This is a genomic window from Pseudomonas sp. PvP009, assembly GCF_017832995.1.
In the GTDB taxonomy this organism is placed as follows: Bacteria; Pseudomonadota; Gammaproteobacteria; order Pseudomonadales; family Pseudomonadaceae; genus Aquipseudomonas; species Aquipseudomonas syringae.
The window spans coordinates 3,597,163-3,611,708 of the sequence record NZ_JAFIBG010000001.1 but is presented as its reverse complement, the minus strand read 5'-3'; the positions used below and the strand labels follow the sequence as shown (position 1 = coordinate 3,611,708).

Genomic DNA, 14,546 nt, shown 5'->3' with positions numbered 1-14,546 from the left:
GTTATCGAGCGGTATCCCGAAAGGCCGCCTGTTTTTTCGAGGACATTCCACCCGATGGATCGAAACATTGGCTGTCGTAACGCGGGCTTTGGCACTGCGAAGGAATGTTCGGGGGAGGCGGGCGGTTTCTCTGGAAGGCCTTGTAGCGCTCGGTCTCGATCACCTGCACTCGAGTGCGACCGCCGACCTTCAGGTATTCGGTCGCCTTGAGGTTGGTCTTGTGAACGTAGTCCAGCGGCTCGTCTGCGTGCCGCATGTAGGCTGGGCCTTTGCGTTGCAGTGCGCTTTGCGCGCTTTCATCACACGGGATCGATGCATAACTCACCTTGCCTTGGGGTGATGTGCATTTGAAGATCTCGCCGTACGCTGCGCCGCTGCCCAGCAAAGCGAGCACCGACAGCGTTATTGAAAGCCTTTTCATGAGGTTATCCCTACTGGACGCGAGCATGGCGCAAGGCTACCACTTGCTCTTTGTCGCTGCCATATCCCTCTGCCAGGCCCGTTCGTCAGACACATCGCACGGCTGTGGCCTCAGGCTCTCTTAATATCAGGTCCTGAATTTAAAAACGGAGGCGCATATGACCGGCACCCAGCCAGGCAGCAACAGCGGAAACAAGAACGATCCGGGTTTCGACGAGAAGTCGCCGAACACCCAAGACCCGCAGATCGACCCCACCGAGCCAGCGAAGACGCCTGCTACCGATAAAGGCAGTAAGGATGATTACCCGCCTTACACGCCGGACAAGTAACTGACAGATTGCCCTCGGTGAGTACCGGGGGCGATTTATATCCGGACTTCGCTTTACCCCCTCGTACTACTTGTTGGCATCAAGGTATTCCAGCAGATCTTCCATTCGCTCATCGTTACCCATCCACCACAGCTTCATGCGAGTGCCGGGGACAGCTTCGCTCGGGTCCTTGATGTAAGTGCGTAACTCTTCGCGCGTCCATACCAGCCCCGAGTTCTTCATCGCGTCGGTGTACACGTAGCCTTCCTGTTGCCCCGCCTGACGACCAATGATGCCGTTGAGGGGCGGGCCAAATGCGCTGCGTGCAGAAGGGCCGATCTTGTGGCAGCCCGAGCAGAGGCGGGTGAACACGGCTTTCCCGGCCTCGGCATCGCCTGCGCCCTGAGCAAGCGCAGGCAGGGTCAGTGCCATCAGGAGTAATGCGGTTTTTTTCATCGGTCATCCACTGCGCGTTCGGCCTTGCGCTTAAAAGCGGCAAATTTTAGCGCAATTATCGCGGGATCACTTGCTGGCCGGTATCTGGCTCGACAGTTCGTCGAAGTCACGCTTGTAACTCGCCATCTCGGCTGCGCTGACAAAGCTCTGTTCAAGGACCACCTTCTTCGCTCCGGACTCAATGGTGTCCAGTTGATGAAGGAAGCGCTTCTTCTTTCTGGCCTCCATCCGTGTGCCAGTCTCATCAATAGCCGTGCGTAGCTCAGTTGCTCGCTGGTTTACAAAATCCTGGCCTCGACGGTCAACCGTGAGGCCGTCATTTTCGACATAACCTTCCAGCCCGGTTTTTTTCAAGACCAGCCACAACGCCTGATCCGGGGTAAAGGTGCCCTTGAATTTCTTGACCTTTCTGCTGCTGTCCGCGCCCAGGTTGACCTTCACCGGGCAGCCGGACCGATGCGCCAGTTGCTGCAAGGCCTCGTCCAGACGTTGCGAAGGCATGTCGTACGCCACTGGCGTCATCTGACATGCAGCGAACGCGGGAGCCGCCGCCAGACAAGCCACGGCGAGGAGCAGTTTTTTCAGGGTGTTTTTCATGATTGACGGGTTTCATCCGGGAGGTAGGGCTTGGAAATCGTATTCTGCATGATGTTCCCTGTCTGCCCGACGCTTGCTTGAGCAGTCGTGTCCCTGATGTCTCTTGACCCATGCCAAACGCTGCATGCTCAAATCGCAGACAAAGAAAAGCCCGCGATGGGGGGTAGCGGGCTTAAGGTCTTGCTGGGAATTGAGTTAACAATAAACCCGCGAACGTGAAAAAAGCGTGAACTGCCGGATACAATTTATAAACAATTCAAATCACGGTTCGCCGTCCCAGTAATCGAGGTTTTCCGTGGTCCGCTGGTTGGCGGTGAACACTCGGGTGCCTTGGAGAGAAACCATGGCCTGGTACTTGCCCGAGTCCGGGTATTCACACACTTCGGGTGTTTCCCGGGTGCTGATCGACAGGTATTTCAGCGGCGCATGCGAGGTATTGATTAGCTGATGCGGGTAATCGGCACCCGCAGGGATAAACAAGACGTCCCCCGTCTTGATCGGCAGCATCTCGCCCGCAACACGCAAACTGCCTTCGCCCTCGATGATCACGAACATCTCTTCCTGCACATGATGAAAATGATAAGGGCAGGAGCGCTTGCCCGGCGCCACGACATCAATCGATGCCCCCAGCTTTTGCGCGGCCGTGCCAGTGCCCAGGCGGGCTGCCGAGCTTTCATAGAGCGGTTCACGAACTTCATGTTCGAGGGGAGCCTCGTTGAAATTGCGAATCAGACGAGACGCCAGTTCACGTGCGCGTTCATTCATGTCGGTCGAGGCTCGGGGAGTTCAGGAGAGGGTACTTTAGACCAGAGAGCGTGAGGTGTTGCAGGCAGTTGCCTTGATCAGGCAAAACAGTCCCAGGCAGCCGCCACAAAAAGCCCCACGCGCCGCGTGCATCCGGCGCGCAGCTCGGAAACCTATTCGCCTGAAACTCGTCTACACTTCACATCACGATTTGGCCCCTTCCAGAGGACGCACCATGTTTTCAAAACCCGATATTCAGCGAGTTCTTGAAACAGCCTTTCTGCCTTCAAAGTGCGAGTGCGTCGTCGCGCCAAATGAAACCTTCTCGGTGAAGCTTCTCCACCCCGAGTCAGGTGATATCCAGCTCTACGTAACGGGGCTGTCCCTGTCCGAGGTAGACAGCAGCCGATCCATCGCGCGGCTGGTGCTGTCGCTGAGAGAGCAACGAGACCTGATGGGGCAGATGAATTTGTCCATGAGGCGGATGGCGTAAGGGCTGGGGTCGTAATTTGATTGCGGTTATTTGATCGCATTTACGAAGGCCTATCGTCTCCAGCAGGCTAATAGCGGGCATTCGCTCATGCAACGTCGCACAGCCGATTTTTGAAGCGTCAGAAGCCGCAAAGCCCCTGAATCACCCTCAGAATTTAGGTGCCTTGTGGTTTATCAATATTGCGGTGTAGAAGTCCGCTGTTTTAGCGACCTCTGAAGGTCAGTGATGCGTGGTGATCTCAAAAAACCTCGAAAGATCAGTAGGCTAAGCCAATCTTTCTCTTTTGCGCTCCAAGCTCGGTCAATGAGCAAGCGCTCGCACATACGATTGAAATGCGGTCGAGACTGCTTATAGACGAGGTGATCTTTTCGAGAAGCACCGAAGGATGATGGAGGATTGGGGGCAATATGCCATCGGCCACGTTGTGAAGAGCGCAACAGTAAGATGGATGCCTTTAAAGCGCTTGGTTTGTAAGTCTTGTGAGTACCTTGCTTGACCCCACCCACCTTCACTGGCAAAGAAGCCCTCAAATAAACAGCTGAGCTTGCATGTTAATTTTTTCTCCCTACAATGTAGGTATGGAAAATTGACATCGGAGCCTCCATGCAGAACCTCGATACCATAGTGATTGATGAGCCGAGTGACGTCCAGGCGGCGTTAGCTATGCTTGGGTTGACCAAAGAGAAGGTCGTCATAATTGCTAAAGCTGCGGTGTATGCGAGAGCTGAGTACCTGCCAGGGGTCGACCCTATCAATTTCCCTGGTACGCGGGCTTACCAAGCGGGTATCCGCCAGCTTCGTCTGCTTACTTATCCTGATGGGTGGCGTCCCTGCCGCTATCGGAATATCGAATTGGTTTACAACGAAAGCATGGGGCTCATGTTTAGCTTTCAAAACGTTGATCATGCGTGTCAAAAGGATGAACCTCGGTCAATTTCGTCGAGAGGTGAGGCTACGCGTGAGCTCGTTGGAAGGGGGTACGAGGTGGATCTATTCGGTTCTGCGGTTCCTATGGGTGCGGTCTCGCCGCCCAATGCCTTCCCTACGATTTGGTATATTTGTACCGCGGCGGATGAAAGGCGCCTCCAAGTCGAAGTATCGCGACCTAAGCCATTTGAGGGCGATCAATTTGAAGGCTTCCATGAACGAATCTTTATCGAAGATCAAGATTTAGATACTGACGCTATCCTGTCTGCTCCTACTGAGCCGCTCGATGAGCTTGATACTGAAATAGTGGTAACCAAGAAGAAAAATGGCAACATTTAATTTGTCTAGGTTTGCTTTCGCTAGAAAGCGCAGGCAGCTTACCAAGAAAGAATTGGCCGAAATGGCCGGTGTCGCTCAGGCGACTTTAACTAGAATTGACACTGGTATTACGTCAGCGCCGAGTAATGAAACTGTTGCAGCACTTGCGAAAGCATTGGGTTATCCAGTCGATTTCTTTTATTTGGATGATGTTGATGAACTTGACATTAGGCAGGTTAGCTTCAGAAGTTTAAAATCTATGACGGCCAAGCAAACTGAGGCGGCACTTGCAAGCGGTGCACTGGGCTGCATATTCAATGATTGGATATCCGAGAGATTTAACCTTCCAGCCCCAAACTTACCAGAGCTGCGAGTGGAAGATCCCGTATCTTCGGCTTCTGCTATAAGAAGACATTGGGGTATTGGTTTTAGGCCTATACCAAACCTGGTTAAGTTGCTTGAGTCCAAAGGTGTTCGGATATTTACTCTTGCTGAGGGAAAAGATGTTGACGCATTTTCATTTTGGCGAGATGGCGTGCCATTCATGTTTTTAAATACCTTAAAGTCTCCTGAGCGGAGCCGGTTTGACGCAGCTCATGAATTGGGGCATCTGTTGATGCATGTGCATGGCTACATGGACGGTCGAGATGTTGAGCGCGAGGCAGACCTATTTGCATCTCACTTTCTTGTTCCTCGGGAGGACTTGATTGCTCATTTGCCGTCTGCGCCGTCTCTCAAGCAGGTTATATCCAGCAAACACCGTTGGGGTATATCTGTAGCGGCTTTAGCTAGATCGGCAAAAGACTCGGGGCTTTTAAGCGACTGGCATTATAGGGAATTATGTAAGCAAATTGCAGTAGCTGGTTATCGAACTAGTGAGCCTAATTCGATTGAGCGTGAGAGCTCAGTACTGTGGCGAAAGGTATTGGAGGAACTTTGGAAGGATCGCCACACCAAAGAAACCATCGCCCAAAAACTAAGCTTACCTTTAGACGAGATTAATTCGTTACTAAAAGGCATACTAAGTGATGGATCGCGAACACAGCGCTATGTCCAACAGCCTCCTCTCCGCGTAATTTAAATTTTCCCCGTTGAATAGGCGGGCAGTGCAGCAGCATCTGTCGAGGCCATACGGTATAGCTCGCTTCTGCGCCGCCCAGTTTATTCCCTTAGATGTAAGGCTTGAGCCGACTTGCGTACTTAAAGTGGGAGGAAACTCTATCAAAAGGCTTAATTATTACGTAGGCTTCGTAAAGCCTATGTCAGCAGACAATAAAACTCTGCTTGGATCAGAAAGCCAGCTTCATCTATCCAGCTGTACGATCTGGCAGTTCATAATTCTCACCAGCGATGGCCTGGTTGAATAACCAAGCTTTTCTACTAGACAGCGAAAAACGGCTGAGTGAGAAACAATCAAAGTGACTCCATCGTTGTGGATAGACTCCATAGAATGCTCAATACGACCAACAAAATCCTCTTCACTTTCCACGCCAGAATAACAAGCTAAATCGCCTCTAGCCATCCTAACTTTAACTTTGCCTTCGAGCTCTCCAAAACAGCGCTCTCTTAAATCAGTCAAAATTATAATTTCAGGCAATTTTTTTTGCTTCTCAGCTATAAGCTTAGACGTCTCATACGCCCTAGCTAGTGGACTGCTATAGATTTTATCTATACATATATTTGAAAGCTCTTCAGCCACATTAGCGGCCTGAGTACGACCTTCTCTATTAAGAGGGCGGTCAATGCTTCCCATCCATAGGTTCTCCCTATTGAAATCCGTTTGGCCGTGCCGAACATACAATATCAAAGCTTGTCACTCTACATTAAAAAATTAGCGCATTATGAATTGGGTGAGGGTTATTTTCGTTATCCGGATATTGTAGCTTCAGCCAATTATCAAGGACCTTGGAAAAGTCTTTGCTTTTTTCTCTCATCTGTAAAAACAAGTCAGAGTTCGTGCGATTATCCTTTGTCACGACTTCTAAAAGTTCTCTATTCTTTGGACATTCGATTGTTGCCAAAAAGTCTTGATATATATTAAGGATTTCAAGAGTATGAGGATTATCTGCGCCTATATCTTGAACCCTCTCAAGCACGGTTTTATCCAAAATCTCTACAATTAACCCGTTTTTATCTGCTTGGGCAACAAAAGCTGTCTCGGCCACTGAGATCACGCCTCCAAAATACAGAAGCTTGCGGGAAAAACGAAGCTTTACATTCCGCAATCCCCAAGACTTACTACTCTCAGTAACTTTGAACTCAAAGTCGGTAGCAATTGTTCTATAATATCGAATTATATCATTGAGGAGAAAGCGAGATATTTGTCTCTCCGGATCCCCGGCCTTGATATATTTATTTAATAGATCTGTTCGGTACGCTTTAAAGCGTTCTTCCCCGTACAGCCACTTACCTTCAAGCAGAAACAACATTCGCCGAGTTAGGAGGACGTTGAAATCTTTATCCCCGCCCAGATTCTGCAACATTTCACTGAAATTAACGACTGCTTCAGAGCCAAAAGTCCCAGTATCACCGGCAGGCTTTTTTACATATCTATCAACTACATCCTGAATAGACTTCTTTTCCTCAAGCAAGCTGTCCTCAGGCTTGTCAGAATCGAAAAATATAAACAGATCAAGATCTGACTCTGCCGAAGCCTCACCTCGACCAAAAGAACCAGTCGTAACTACAGTCAACCTATCTTTTAAATTACTTTCTGAAAGCGCCGATTCAAGGTCACGTCTCAAAGAACTGATCACACTCGCAGAATGTTTATATGCTGCGTCTAAAGACTTAAATTTTGAAAATCTTTCAATGTTCATTAATAATTCCATTTAATTCTATTGAGTGCTGTTTGTTTACAGGTTCAATTCTCACATCGAAAATTTTAGTCTTCTTTTCTTTCTTGCAGCCATATCGAGTGCTGTCATCTCTGTCAGACAAAACAAAGTATTTTCTATCAATAAAGCTTACTTGTTCATTCGAAAACCAACTCGGCGCCGACTTGCTTTTTAGTATCTTGTTCAAGCGAGAGAACAAAGATTTATATGTCTGCTGCCAACTTTTCTCGCTTTTATATAAATCACCTTCACTCAAGCAAACTGATGATTCCAGAAAAAATATTTCACTCGTTTTGTCGGATATAAGACCGATTTCATCATTTATCAACCCTGAATAAACCCGTTCTTTCATCATCCAGAAATCGTCTAAAACTCTATGGTCTTTCGACGGAGAACTGACAAACGACGCGCGTGCAATAGCCAATGTTGAATGCGCTGAAGAAAAACCAGTGAAATAAGTGTGCGAACGAGTAATGCCGTCAATTGTATCTATATTGATAGGGCTATAAAAAAGATCGCCGCCGTCTTCTTTTGTAGCTTTCATGTTCAATAATGAATGGATAAAGCTCAGATCGCAATGCCTTTTAAGATTAAGACTTAGATCTTTACCAAGCTGTTGCTTGCCATCGATTATTTGTTCGCCCGCTTCGTGGTGTCCATATCCAATTTTTTTCTTTATCAGTGGCTCAGCACTATGTGATAGTGGTGCATGACCTATATCATGTAAAAGCGCTGCAATTACTAAATGTCTTTTCAGGTCAGGAGCATAGTTACGCTTTTCTGCAACATATGCAGCGAGCGCTGCTACATGCAAAGAATGCTCAGCACGACTTCGATTCTTCTTAGAGATTTTTTCAGTGCCAGGATGAGTGTAATCTAACGCACCAAGAAAAGATATATCGTATAACCTTTTAAAGGCCTTGGATTGCAAAACAAGAGATATGGTCTCGTCATTTATTATTGTATTAATCCAATAATAAATAGTTTCAGGATCGTCTATGGCTGCCGGCCACATTGCGATGCTGTCAATTAATTTATTTGTCATGGCTCAACAGTCGAAGCAAGATGGACGGTAATCATAGTTCACCTCGGAAAAAGACTCCTTTGAGTATATGTCATGATTTGTCATTAGTCCTCTGGATCTAAAATTTGATGCTAAATTGAGCAGCAGACAATTACCCTCAACCTTACCGGCGCCTACAAAGCCGGTAATTATCACACACATTTGACGCTAAACCGCCTAGATTATCCAATCTTCACGTACCGTTTGTCAAAAACACTCAGTCCAAAGCCATGAGGGAGAACGCCTACCGTCAGTAGTTCTAAGTTTTCTGAGGTGTCACAAGGAATTTTGAAAAAAATCTATAGAATTGAAAGAGTTGCGCTGCCCACGAAGCTAAAAGCTGGTGACATTATGATCGCTCGTTACGGGGGCTATGGCAGCGAGTCGTCTTCAGAGTAAGTCTTCTGCAAGTCTGGACATCGCTAAGTCCTCGCTATGTGGGCCGCTATCATGCATATCGTAACCAAATAGTAACAGCGGGTCGCGGTGGAGCTATTTGCCAATTTGCAATTCCAGAACCACAGGATGTGCTGCGTTGCCACTGCCAAGGGTATCGCCCCGGCGTGTGGAAATCGCGTCTTGGATAGCTGCTGTCTGCCTGAAATGCCTACGTCGAGTGACATACGCGCCAGTGAGGATGCCAGCCATGGACACCTTCATGTCAAAGGGCTTGGTCACGCTGCCCCCCCCATTGTATGCCGACACGACCTCAATGCGACCATGTCCTAGCTCAGCACTAATCTGCATGTGCGCCTGCCGATCAAGCAGTGGGCCAGGCCTATGACGCCCGCCGCCATTGACGGGGGCAGGGTGCCCGGTGATATGGCTGTATATTCCCACGCTTACGCCGCCCGTAACTTTTAAAGGCCTATGTATTGCGGTGCTTTTGATTTTTTAGCTGAGATCCATCCAAACAGGGCGGCTTCGCAGCCCTGTTTGGATGATCCCGCGGGTAAGGCAAAGCGCAGGAGTACTTACGGCCCTGTTGTCGCTGGAAGGCGTCCTGCCCTTCATCCAAATTACTGCGATCGATTCGGATATTGGGGGTGACGTCATGTGCGTTAGGAGCCGATTCACGTGGGCATAAAACTGATCTCGAAATCTCGCGATCATCCTGCCACGAAGCGCATCGAGACGGTCGGCCCGCCAACGCATCATGAGTCGCCGCCGGGCATGTAACGCTTGATTGAGCAACGCTCCAGAGAAACCCGGTGGCGACCTATCTTCGTCGTATCCAAGGTATAAACTGTGGTTTTTTCCAAAACGCGGAAACAAAAAAGCCCTGAAATCTGTTCAGAAATCAGGGCCTCGTTGACTATTCAATATGGCGGTGAAGGAGGGATTCGAACCCTCGATACAATTTCTTGTATACACACTTTCCAGGCGTGCTCCTTAAGCCACTCGGACACCTCACCGTATCTCGACGACAACGTTGTGTCTGCCGAGGCGCGCTAATGTAGTCGAAAGCTTTTCCTAACGCAAAACTTTTTTTCAGATTTTTCATGCGCTTAAGCAAATAAACGCTGATTCGCCAGTAAAAGGCCCTGGTGGGGGATGCGGCCCTTGGGCAAAGGGCCGCTTGTGGTGCAGGCCTTAGGCGCTGAAGCCGCCATCGATGGTCAGGCTGGCACCGGTGATGTAGCCCGCTTCCGGCCCTGCGAGGTAGGCGACGAAGCTGGCGATTTCTTCGCTGGTGCCGTAGCGGGGCAGGGCCATCAGCGCTTTCAGGGTTTCGGCGAATTCGCCCTGCGCCGGGTTCATGTCGGTGTCCACCGGGCCGGGCTGGACGTTGTTGACGGTGATGCCTTGCGGGCCGAGGTCGCGGGCCATGCCTTTGGTCAGGCCGATCAGCGCTGATTTGCTCATGGCGTAAGTGGCGCCGCCCGCAAAGGGCATGCGATCAGCGTTGGTGCTGCCGATGTTGATGATGCGACCGCCTTCTTCCATGTGTCGCGCGGCTTCCTGGCTGGCGATGAATACGCTGCGCACGTTGATCGCCAGGGTCTTGTCGAAGTCCTGCATGCTGAATTCATTGAGCGGCGCAATGGCCAGAATGCCGGCGTTGTTGACCAGGATATCCAGCCTGCCAAGGGTCTCGGCAGTGGTCTGCACGGCCTGGCGGATGGCTTTTTCGTCGGCGCTGTCTGCGCGAATGGCCAGTGCGCGGCCGCCATTGGCGACGATGCTGTCCTGAATCTCCAGAGCGCTGACTTCGGAGCTGACGTAGGTAAACGCCACGGCAGCGCCTTCTTTGGCCAGGCGCTGGACGATGGCTGCGCCGATACCACGTGAGCCGCCCTGCACGAGCGCTACTTTGCCGGCGAGTTTAAGGTGTTCGATCATGATGTTCTCCTTGGGGGCAGGTCTCGGACAAGCCTGAGCCTGTCGACGATTGCGACCAGAATAGACCTTGATTGCGATAGTCTTGCTGAACCAAAAGTTCGGACTGATTGATCATGGATATTCAAGACAACAGCGCGCTGATCCTGATCGACCTGCAGCAGGGCATCCATCATCCCAAGCTCGGGCGACGCAATAACCCACTGGCCGAGAGCCATGTCAGCGCTCTGCTCGGTGCCTGGCGGCAATCCGGGCGGCCGGTGATTCACGTCCGGCATTTCTCGACATCACCCGAATCAGTGTTCTGGCCGCAACAGTCAGGGGTCGAGTACCAGCCAGCGTTCTTGCCGCAATCCGATGAGCGTGAGCTGAGCAAGCAGGTACCCGACGCGTTTTGCGGGTCTTTCCTGGAAATGTGGTTACGCTCCGACGGGATCAGGCAACTGGTGATTGCCGGGGTGGTCACCAACAACTCGGTCGAGTCCACCGCGCGCAGTGGCGGCAATCTGGGGTTTGACGTGCTGGTCGCGCACGATGCCTGCTTTACCTTCGATCAACAGGACTTCTTCGGCACGCCGCGCAGTGCCGAAGAAGTGCACGCGATGTCACTGGCCAACCTGCACGGCGAGTACGCTACGGTGCTGTCGACGGCGCAGATTCTCCAGCAGGTTGCTGTCGAATAAGCGCCTGACGGGCTTACTTGCGGGTTTTCTTCGGCGCGGCGGGCAATGGCGCGAACAGGGCCTGCAGGTCTTCATCGCGCAATTTCCAGTCGCCGCTGGTGCGCCCGTCGAGCACGCCCGAGGCCAGCGCTGATTTTTCCCGTTGCAGGCGCTGGATTTTCTCTTCCACGGTGCCGCGCGCGATCATCTTGTAGACGAATACCGGCTTGTCCTGGCCGATACGGTACGCACGGTCGGTCGCTTGGTTTTCCGCTGCCGGGTTCCACCACGGGTCGTAGTGGATCACCGTATCGGCGGCGGTGAGGTTGAGGCCGGTGCCGCCTGCTTTGAGGCTGATCAGGAAAATCGGCAGCTTGCCGCTCTGAAAATCATGAATCGGCGTGCGGCGATCGCGGGTCGAGCCGGTCAGCAGGGCGTAGGCGATACCGCGCTGCTTGAGCTCTTCCTCGATCAGGCTGAGCATCGAAGTGAACTGCGAGAACAGCAGAATCTTGCGACCTTCGGCCAGCAGTTCTTCGAACATCTCCATCAGGCTGTTGAGCTTGCCCGAGGTGCCTTGTTTGCTATTGACCGGCATGTCCTGATTGACCAGGCGCAGGTCGCAGCAGACCTGACGCAGCTTGAGCAGCGCCTCGAGAATGATGATCTGGCTGCGTGCCACGCCTTTACGGGTGATTTCGTCCCTGACCTTTTTGTCCATCGCAAGACGTACGGTTTCGTACACATCGCGCTGCGCGTCGTTGAGGTCGACCCAGTGGATGATCTCGGTCTTGGGTGGCAGTTCGGTCGCCACCTGCTCCTTGGTGCGACGCAGCAGAAACGGCTTGATGCGCGCATTGAGGTGATGCAGGCGGTCCTGGTTGCCATGCTTTTCGATGGCGGTGCGGTAGTTGCTGTTGAATTCCTTGCTGTTGCCCAGCCAGCCGGGCATCAGGAAGTGAAACAGCGACCACAGCTCGCCCAGGTGGTTTTCCAGTGGCGTGCCGCTCAGGCATAGGCGCTGGCGGGCGTTGAGGTTGCGTGCGGCCTGAGCGGCCTTGCTGTTGGGGTTCTTGATGTACTGCGCTTCATCGAGAATCAACACGTGGAAGGGCTGTTTTTCGAGCAGCTCCAGGTCCCGTGGCAGCAAAGCGTAGGTGGTCAGGATCAGGTCGTAATCCTGAAGGTTGCCGGCATCCTGATGCCGGTTTGCGCCATACAGTGCCAGCACCTTGAGGTCCGGGGTGAAGTGCTCGGACTCGTCCAGCCAGTTGGGGATCAGGCTGGTCGGCATTACCGCCAGTGCCGGGCGATCGAGGCGGCCGGCCTGTTTTTCCATCAGCAGGTGGGCCAGGGTCTGCAGGGTCTTGCCCAAGCCCATGTCGTCGGCCAGCACGCCGCCGACTTCCAGCTCGCGCAGCGACTGCATCCAGCTCAAGCCTTCCAGCTGATACGGGCGCAGCGTGGCGTTCAGGCCATCGGGCAGGCTGACCGGCGCGTCCTTGATGTTGATCAGGCGCTCGGCAAAGTGACGCAGGCGGTCGCCGCCCTGCCAGGTCAGCGGCAGGTCTTCGAGCTGGGTAAGGCGCGCGGCATCGGCTTTGCTCATGCGCAGCGCGTTGTTGCCTTCCTGACGCCAGTAGAAGTCCCCCAGCGTCGCCAGTACCGGCTTGAGCCGCCCGTAGGGCAGGGCGATCTGTACCGGGCTGCCGCCGCTTTGCGTGAAGTGATTGAGCTGCACCAGCAGTTGTTCTTCGTCGCCGCGCTTGGCCACGGCCGACGGGCTCATCAGTTCGGGATGGCTGCGGATCAGGTTGATCAGGATCGGCAACAGGCTCAGGCGCTCGCCGTTGACGATGATACCCAGTTCCAGGTCGAACCAGTCGCGTTCGTTCTCTTCGTCGATGACCGCGTACCAGTCTTCCACCGGCGTAACGTCGAAGCCGAACTCTTCCTGAATGTCGATTTCCCAGCCTTGTTCGCGCAGGCGCGGCAGGTCATCGAGGACAAAATGCAGCCAGGCCTTGTCGTTGGGCAGTTCGTACATGTCGCCGGCGCTGTCGGGCAGTGCCTTGCTTTGCCGGGTGGCGACCTTGAAACCCAGATCGGCCAGTTCCTGACGCAACTGCCGCTCCCGTTCGCCCTGACGACGGATGCGCAGGGTTTCGGTGTCGGTGTGTTCGATGATGTCGCTTTTCTGGTTCACCAGATCGCTGCCCAGCGAACTGACCAGAATGCTGACGTTGGTGGTGCCAACCGCGTAATGCTTGCCGTAGGCAAAGGCCAGCGCGGCACGGTGCTGAATGTGCCGCTGCATGCGCCCGTTGCGCGGCTCGTAGGCACTGAACTCGATGCTGGCCAGAATCAGCCTGGGCCGTGGCTGCAGGTCATCGATCAGGCGCTCCGGCAGCCTGGGCTTCTGCTCGACGGGCTTTTCCGGCTCTTGCTGGTGCGACGCCAGTGCGGCCTGCAGCAGCGGACGGTTGTGCGGATCTTGCAGAAACAGCAGGGCCGCCACGCAATGTTTGCAATCGTTGCGAACCGGGCAGGTGCATTTGCAGGTCAGGTAGTTCTTGTAGCGATCGGGGTCCTTGAACAGCAGCGTCTGGGTGTAGATTTCCAGGCCCGAGCCCCGACAGGCGGTGCGGATGATCTGCGGGCTGGAGTCTTCCAGCACGATGCGTTTTTGCCGGGCGTAGTCGCGCCCTCGCTCAAGCGTTCGCTCGTGGAATAGGTCTGTCCAGGCCGCAGCCAGGACTTTTTCGAGAATGGACGACAAGTTTTAAAAAGCCCTACGCCGCAGCGATGCTCAAAAAGAAAGGGGACGCCTGGGCGTCCCTTGCGTACGTAAAGATCAAAGAGGAGAAACCTTGATCAGCAACGCGAGGTTGCCGTTGTCCAGATAGGTCAGCTCACCGTTCTTTACCCTGGCAGTCTGCTTCAATCGTTCACTGCTGATGACCACGCCATGCGGGTCCAGCTGGTTGACCCAGAATTGTGCACCAATATCGGTGAAGCGTGCCATCGCCAGACTCACGGTGCCCTCGATCGGGTAATGACCAAGCCGCTCGTCACCACTGGTGATGGCGACTTTGCCCGGTTCGATGCCGATGCTCTGCTGCCAGGCGCGCTGCATCAGCACTTCATAGTGGCCGCTGCCTTGCAGTTTGCTCGCCAGATCGTTGAGCGCGGGGCTTCGTTCATCATTCGCGTCGATCTTCTGTGCGCCTTTGTCCCAGTTTTCCGGTACAAGCTGGCGGGTCGAGGCCGGCTCGCCGTTCTGGCGAAACAGCAGAATCTCGACCTGATACAGGCCATCGGCGAACGCTGCCGGCGCGATCAGCGTCAGCAGCAGGATGAATGAACGAAACAGAAGCATGC

Annotated in this window: 15 protein-coding genes, 1 tRNA gene and 1 pseudogene; 5 read left to right on the top strand and 12 right to left on the bottom strand. The window is 53.0% G+C overall.

Features of this window, described 5'->3' with window-relative positions; genetic code table 11:
- Position 1: 1 nt before the first annotated feature.
- Positions 2–421 carry a DUF4124 domain-containing protein gene (locus tag JOE29_RS15275; RefSeq protein ID WP_074908223.1) on the bottom strand — a complete coding sequence of 140 codons (420 nt, stop codon included), beginning with the start codon at positions 419–421 and terminating at the stop codon, positions 2–4.
- Positions 422–578: 157 nt separating this feature from the next.
- Here JOE29_RS15275 and JOE29_RS15270 point away from each other — a divergent pair, with 157 nt between their 5' ends.
- Positions 579–749, top strand: coding sequence for a DUF6021 family protein (locus JOE29_RS15270; RefSeq protein ID WP_003315102.1), 171 nt, complete (start codon positions 579–581; stop codon positions 747–749).
- A 66-nt stretch (positions 750–815) separates the two neighbouring features.
- Here JOE29_RS15270 and JOE29_RS15265 read toward each other — a convergent pair whose 3' ends face one another.
- The 3 genes from JOE29_RS15265 to JOE29_RS15255 all read right to left on the bottom strand — a co-directional run bounded on the left by JOE29_RS15265 (position 816) and on the right by JOE29_RS15255 (position 2,546).
- Entirely contained in the window at positions 816–1,184 is a 369-nt protein-coding gene (locus tag JOE29_RS15265) for a c-type cytochrome (RefSeq protein ID WP_099314950.1), read from the bottom strand.
- A gap of 66 nt (positions 1,185–1,250) precedes the next feature.
- Positions 1,251–1,781, bottom strand: a complete 531-nt coding sequence (locus JOE29_RS15260; protein ID WP_032660476.1) for a hypothetical protein — start codon at positions 1,779–1,781, stop codon at positions 1,251–1,253.
- 261 nt (positions 1,782–2,042) lie between these two features.
- Positions 2,043–2,546, bottom strand: a complete 504-nt coding sequence (locus JOE29_RS15255; RefSeq protein ID WP_210079672.1) for a cupin domain-containing protein — start codon at positions 2,544–2,546, stop codon at positions 2,043–2,045.
- A gap of 214 nt (positions 2,547–2,760) precedes the next feature.
- Here JOE29_RS15255 and JOE29_RS15250 point away from each other — a divergent pair, with 214 nt between their 5' ends.
- The 3 genes from JOE29_RS15250 (at position 2,761) to JOE29_RS15240 (ending at position 5,344) form a co-directional block, all read left to right on the top strand.
- Entirely contained in the window at positions 2,761–3,018 is a 258-nt protein-coding gene (locus JOE29_RS15250) for a DUF1652 domain-containing protein (protein ID WP_003315097.1), read from the top strand.
- A gap of 603 nt (positions 3,019–3,621) precedes the next feature.
- Positions 3,622–4,284 (top strand): hypothetical protein, encoded by a 663-nt coding sequence (locus JOE29_RS15245; protein ID WP_210079671.1) that lies wholly within the window; start codon positions 3,622–3,624, stop codon positions 4,282–4,284.
- Complete coding sequence (locus JOE29_RS15240) at positions 4,271–5,344, top strand: XRE family transcriptional regulator (RefSeq protein ID WP_210079670.1); 1,074 nt, start codon at positions 4,271–4,273, stop codon at positions 5,342–5,344. Before JOE29_RS15245 ends, JOE29_RS15240 begins: the two co-directional genes overlap by 14 nt.
- Positions 5,345–5,566: 222 nt before the next feature.
- Here JOE29_RS15240 and JOE29_RS15235 read toward each other — a convergent pair whose 3' ends face one another.
- The 6 genes and pseudogenes from JOE29_RS15235 to JOE29_RS15215 form a co-directional block, all read right to left on the bottom strand.
- Positions 5,567–6,064 carry a histidine phosphatase family protein gene (locus JOE29_RS15235; RefSeq protein WP_280922618.1) on the bottom strand — a complete coding sequence of 166 codons (498 nt, stop codon included), beginning with the start codon at positions 6,062–6,064 and terminating at the stop codon, positions 5,567–5,569.
- 22 nt (positions 6,065–6,086) lie between these two features.
- A complete protein-coding gene (locus JOE29_RS15230; RefSeq protein ID WP_210079668.1) occupies positions 6,087–7,082 on the bottom strand; it encodes a nucleotidyltransferase domain-containing protein in 996 nt (331 codons plus the stop codon).
- Positions 7,072–8,145, bottom strand: a complete 1,074-nt coding sequence (locus tag JOE29_RS15225; protein ID WP_210079667.1) for an HD domain-containing protein — start codon at positions 8,143–8,145, stop codon at positions 7,072–7,074. The genes JOE29_RS15230 and JOE29_RS15225 overlap by 11 nt, the downstream gene beginning before the upstream one ends.
- A gap of 696 nt (positions 8,146–8,841) precedes the next feature.
- Positions 8,842–8,985, bottom strand: a pseudogene (locus JOE29_RS25480) (integrase); the annotation flags it as partial.
- 503 nt (positions 8,986–9,488) lie between these two features.
- Positions 9,489–9,578, bottom strand: a tRNA-Ser gene (locus tag JOE29_RS15220).
- A gap of 178 nt (positions 9,579–9,756) precedes the next feature.
- Positions 9,757–10,506 carry a 3-oxoacyl-ACP reductase family protein gene (locus tag JOE29_RS15215; protein WP_003315093.1) on the bottom strand — a complete coding sequence of 250 codons (750 nt, stop codon included), beginning with the start codon at positions 10,504–10,506 and terminating at the stop codon, positions 9,757–9,759.
- A gap of 113 nt (positions 10,507–10,619) precedes the next feature.
- Here JOE29_RS15215 and JOE29_RS15210 point away from each other — a divergent pair, with 113 nt between their 5' ends.
- Positions 10,620–11,186, top strand: a complete 567-nt coding sequence (locus JOE29_RS15210; RefSeq protein WP_032660487.1) for a cysteine hydrolase family protein — start codon at positions 10,620–10,622, stop codon at positions 11,184–11,186.
- Positions 11,187–11,199: 13 nt separating this feature from the next.
- Here JOE29_RS15210 and JOE29_RS15205 read toward each other — a convergent pair whose 3' ends face one another.
- Together JOE29_RS15205 and JOE29_RS15200 are read right to left on the bottom strand one after the other, a co-directional pair.
- Positions 11,200–13,944, bottom strand: coding sequence for a DEAD/DEAH box helicase (locus JOE29_RS15205; protein ID WP_003415893.1), 2,745 nt, complete (start codon positions 13,942–13,944; stop codon positions 11,200–11,202).
- A gap of 75 nt (positions 13,945–14,019) precedes the next feature.
- A complete protein-coding gene (locus JOE29_RS15200) occupies positions 14,020–14,544 on the bottom strand; it encodes a CsiV family protein (RefSeq protein ID WP_032660492.1) in 525 nt (174 codons plus the stop codon).
- Positions 14,545–14,546 lie beyond the last annotated feature (2 nt).

Coding starts and splice junctions, on each gene's coding strand:
- JOE29_RS15255 (WP_210079672.1), bottom strand. CDS start 2,546: ATGAATGAACGCGCACGTGAACTGGCGTCTCGTCTGATTCGCAATTTC.
- JOE29_RS15215 (WP_003315093.1), bottom strand. CDS start 10,506: ATGATCGAACACCTTAAACTCGCCGGCAAAGTAGCGCTCGTGCAGGGC.
- JOE29_RS15275 (WP_074908223.1), bottom strand. CDS start 421: ATGAAAAGGCTTTCAATAACGCTGTCGGTGCTCGCTTTGCTGGGCAGC.
- JOE29_RS15265 (WP_099314950.1), bottom strand. CDS start 1,184: ATGAAAAAAACCGCATTACTCCTGATGGCACTGACCCTGCCTGCGCTT.
- JOE29_RS15270 (WP_003315102.1), top strand. CDS start 579: ATGACCGGCACCCAGCCAGGCAGCAACAGCGGAAACAAGAACGATCCG.
- JOE29_RS15240 (WP_210079670.1), top strand. CDS start 4,271: ATGGCAACATTTAATTTGTCTAGGTTTGCTTTCGCTAGAAAGCGCAGG.
- JOE29_RS15200 (WP_032660492.1), bottom strand. CDS start 14,544: ATGCTTCTGTTTCGTTCATTCATCCTGCTGCTGACGCTGATCGCGCCG.
- JOE29_RS15250 (WP_003315097.1), top strand. CDS start 2,761: ATGTTTTCAAAACCCGATATTCAGCGAGTTCTTGAAACAGCCTTTCTG.
- JOE29_RS15210 (WP_032660487.1), top strand. CDS start 10,620: ATGGATATTCAAGACAACAGCGCGCTGATCCTGATCGACCTGCAGCAG.
- JOE29_RS15230 (WP_210079668.1), bottom strand. CDS start 7,082: ATGAACATTGAAAGATTTTCAAAATTTAAGTCTTTAGACGCAGCATAT.
- JOE29_RS15225 (WP_210079667.1), bottom strand. CDS start 8,145: ATGACAAATAAATTAATTGACAGCATCGCAATGTGGCCGGCAGCCATA.
- JOE29_RS15245 (WP_210079671.1), top strand. CDS start 3,622: ATGCAGAACCTCGATACCATAGTGATTGATGAGCCGAGTGACGTCCAG.
- JOE29_RS15260 (WP_032660476.1), bottom strand. CDS start 1,781: ATGAAAAACACCCTGAAAAAACTGCTCCTCGCCGTGGCTTGTCTGGCG.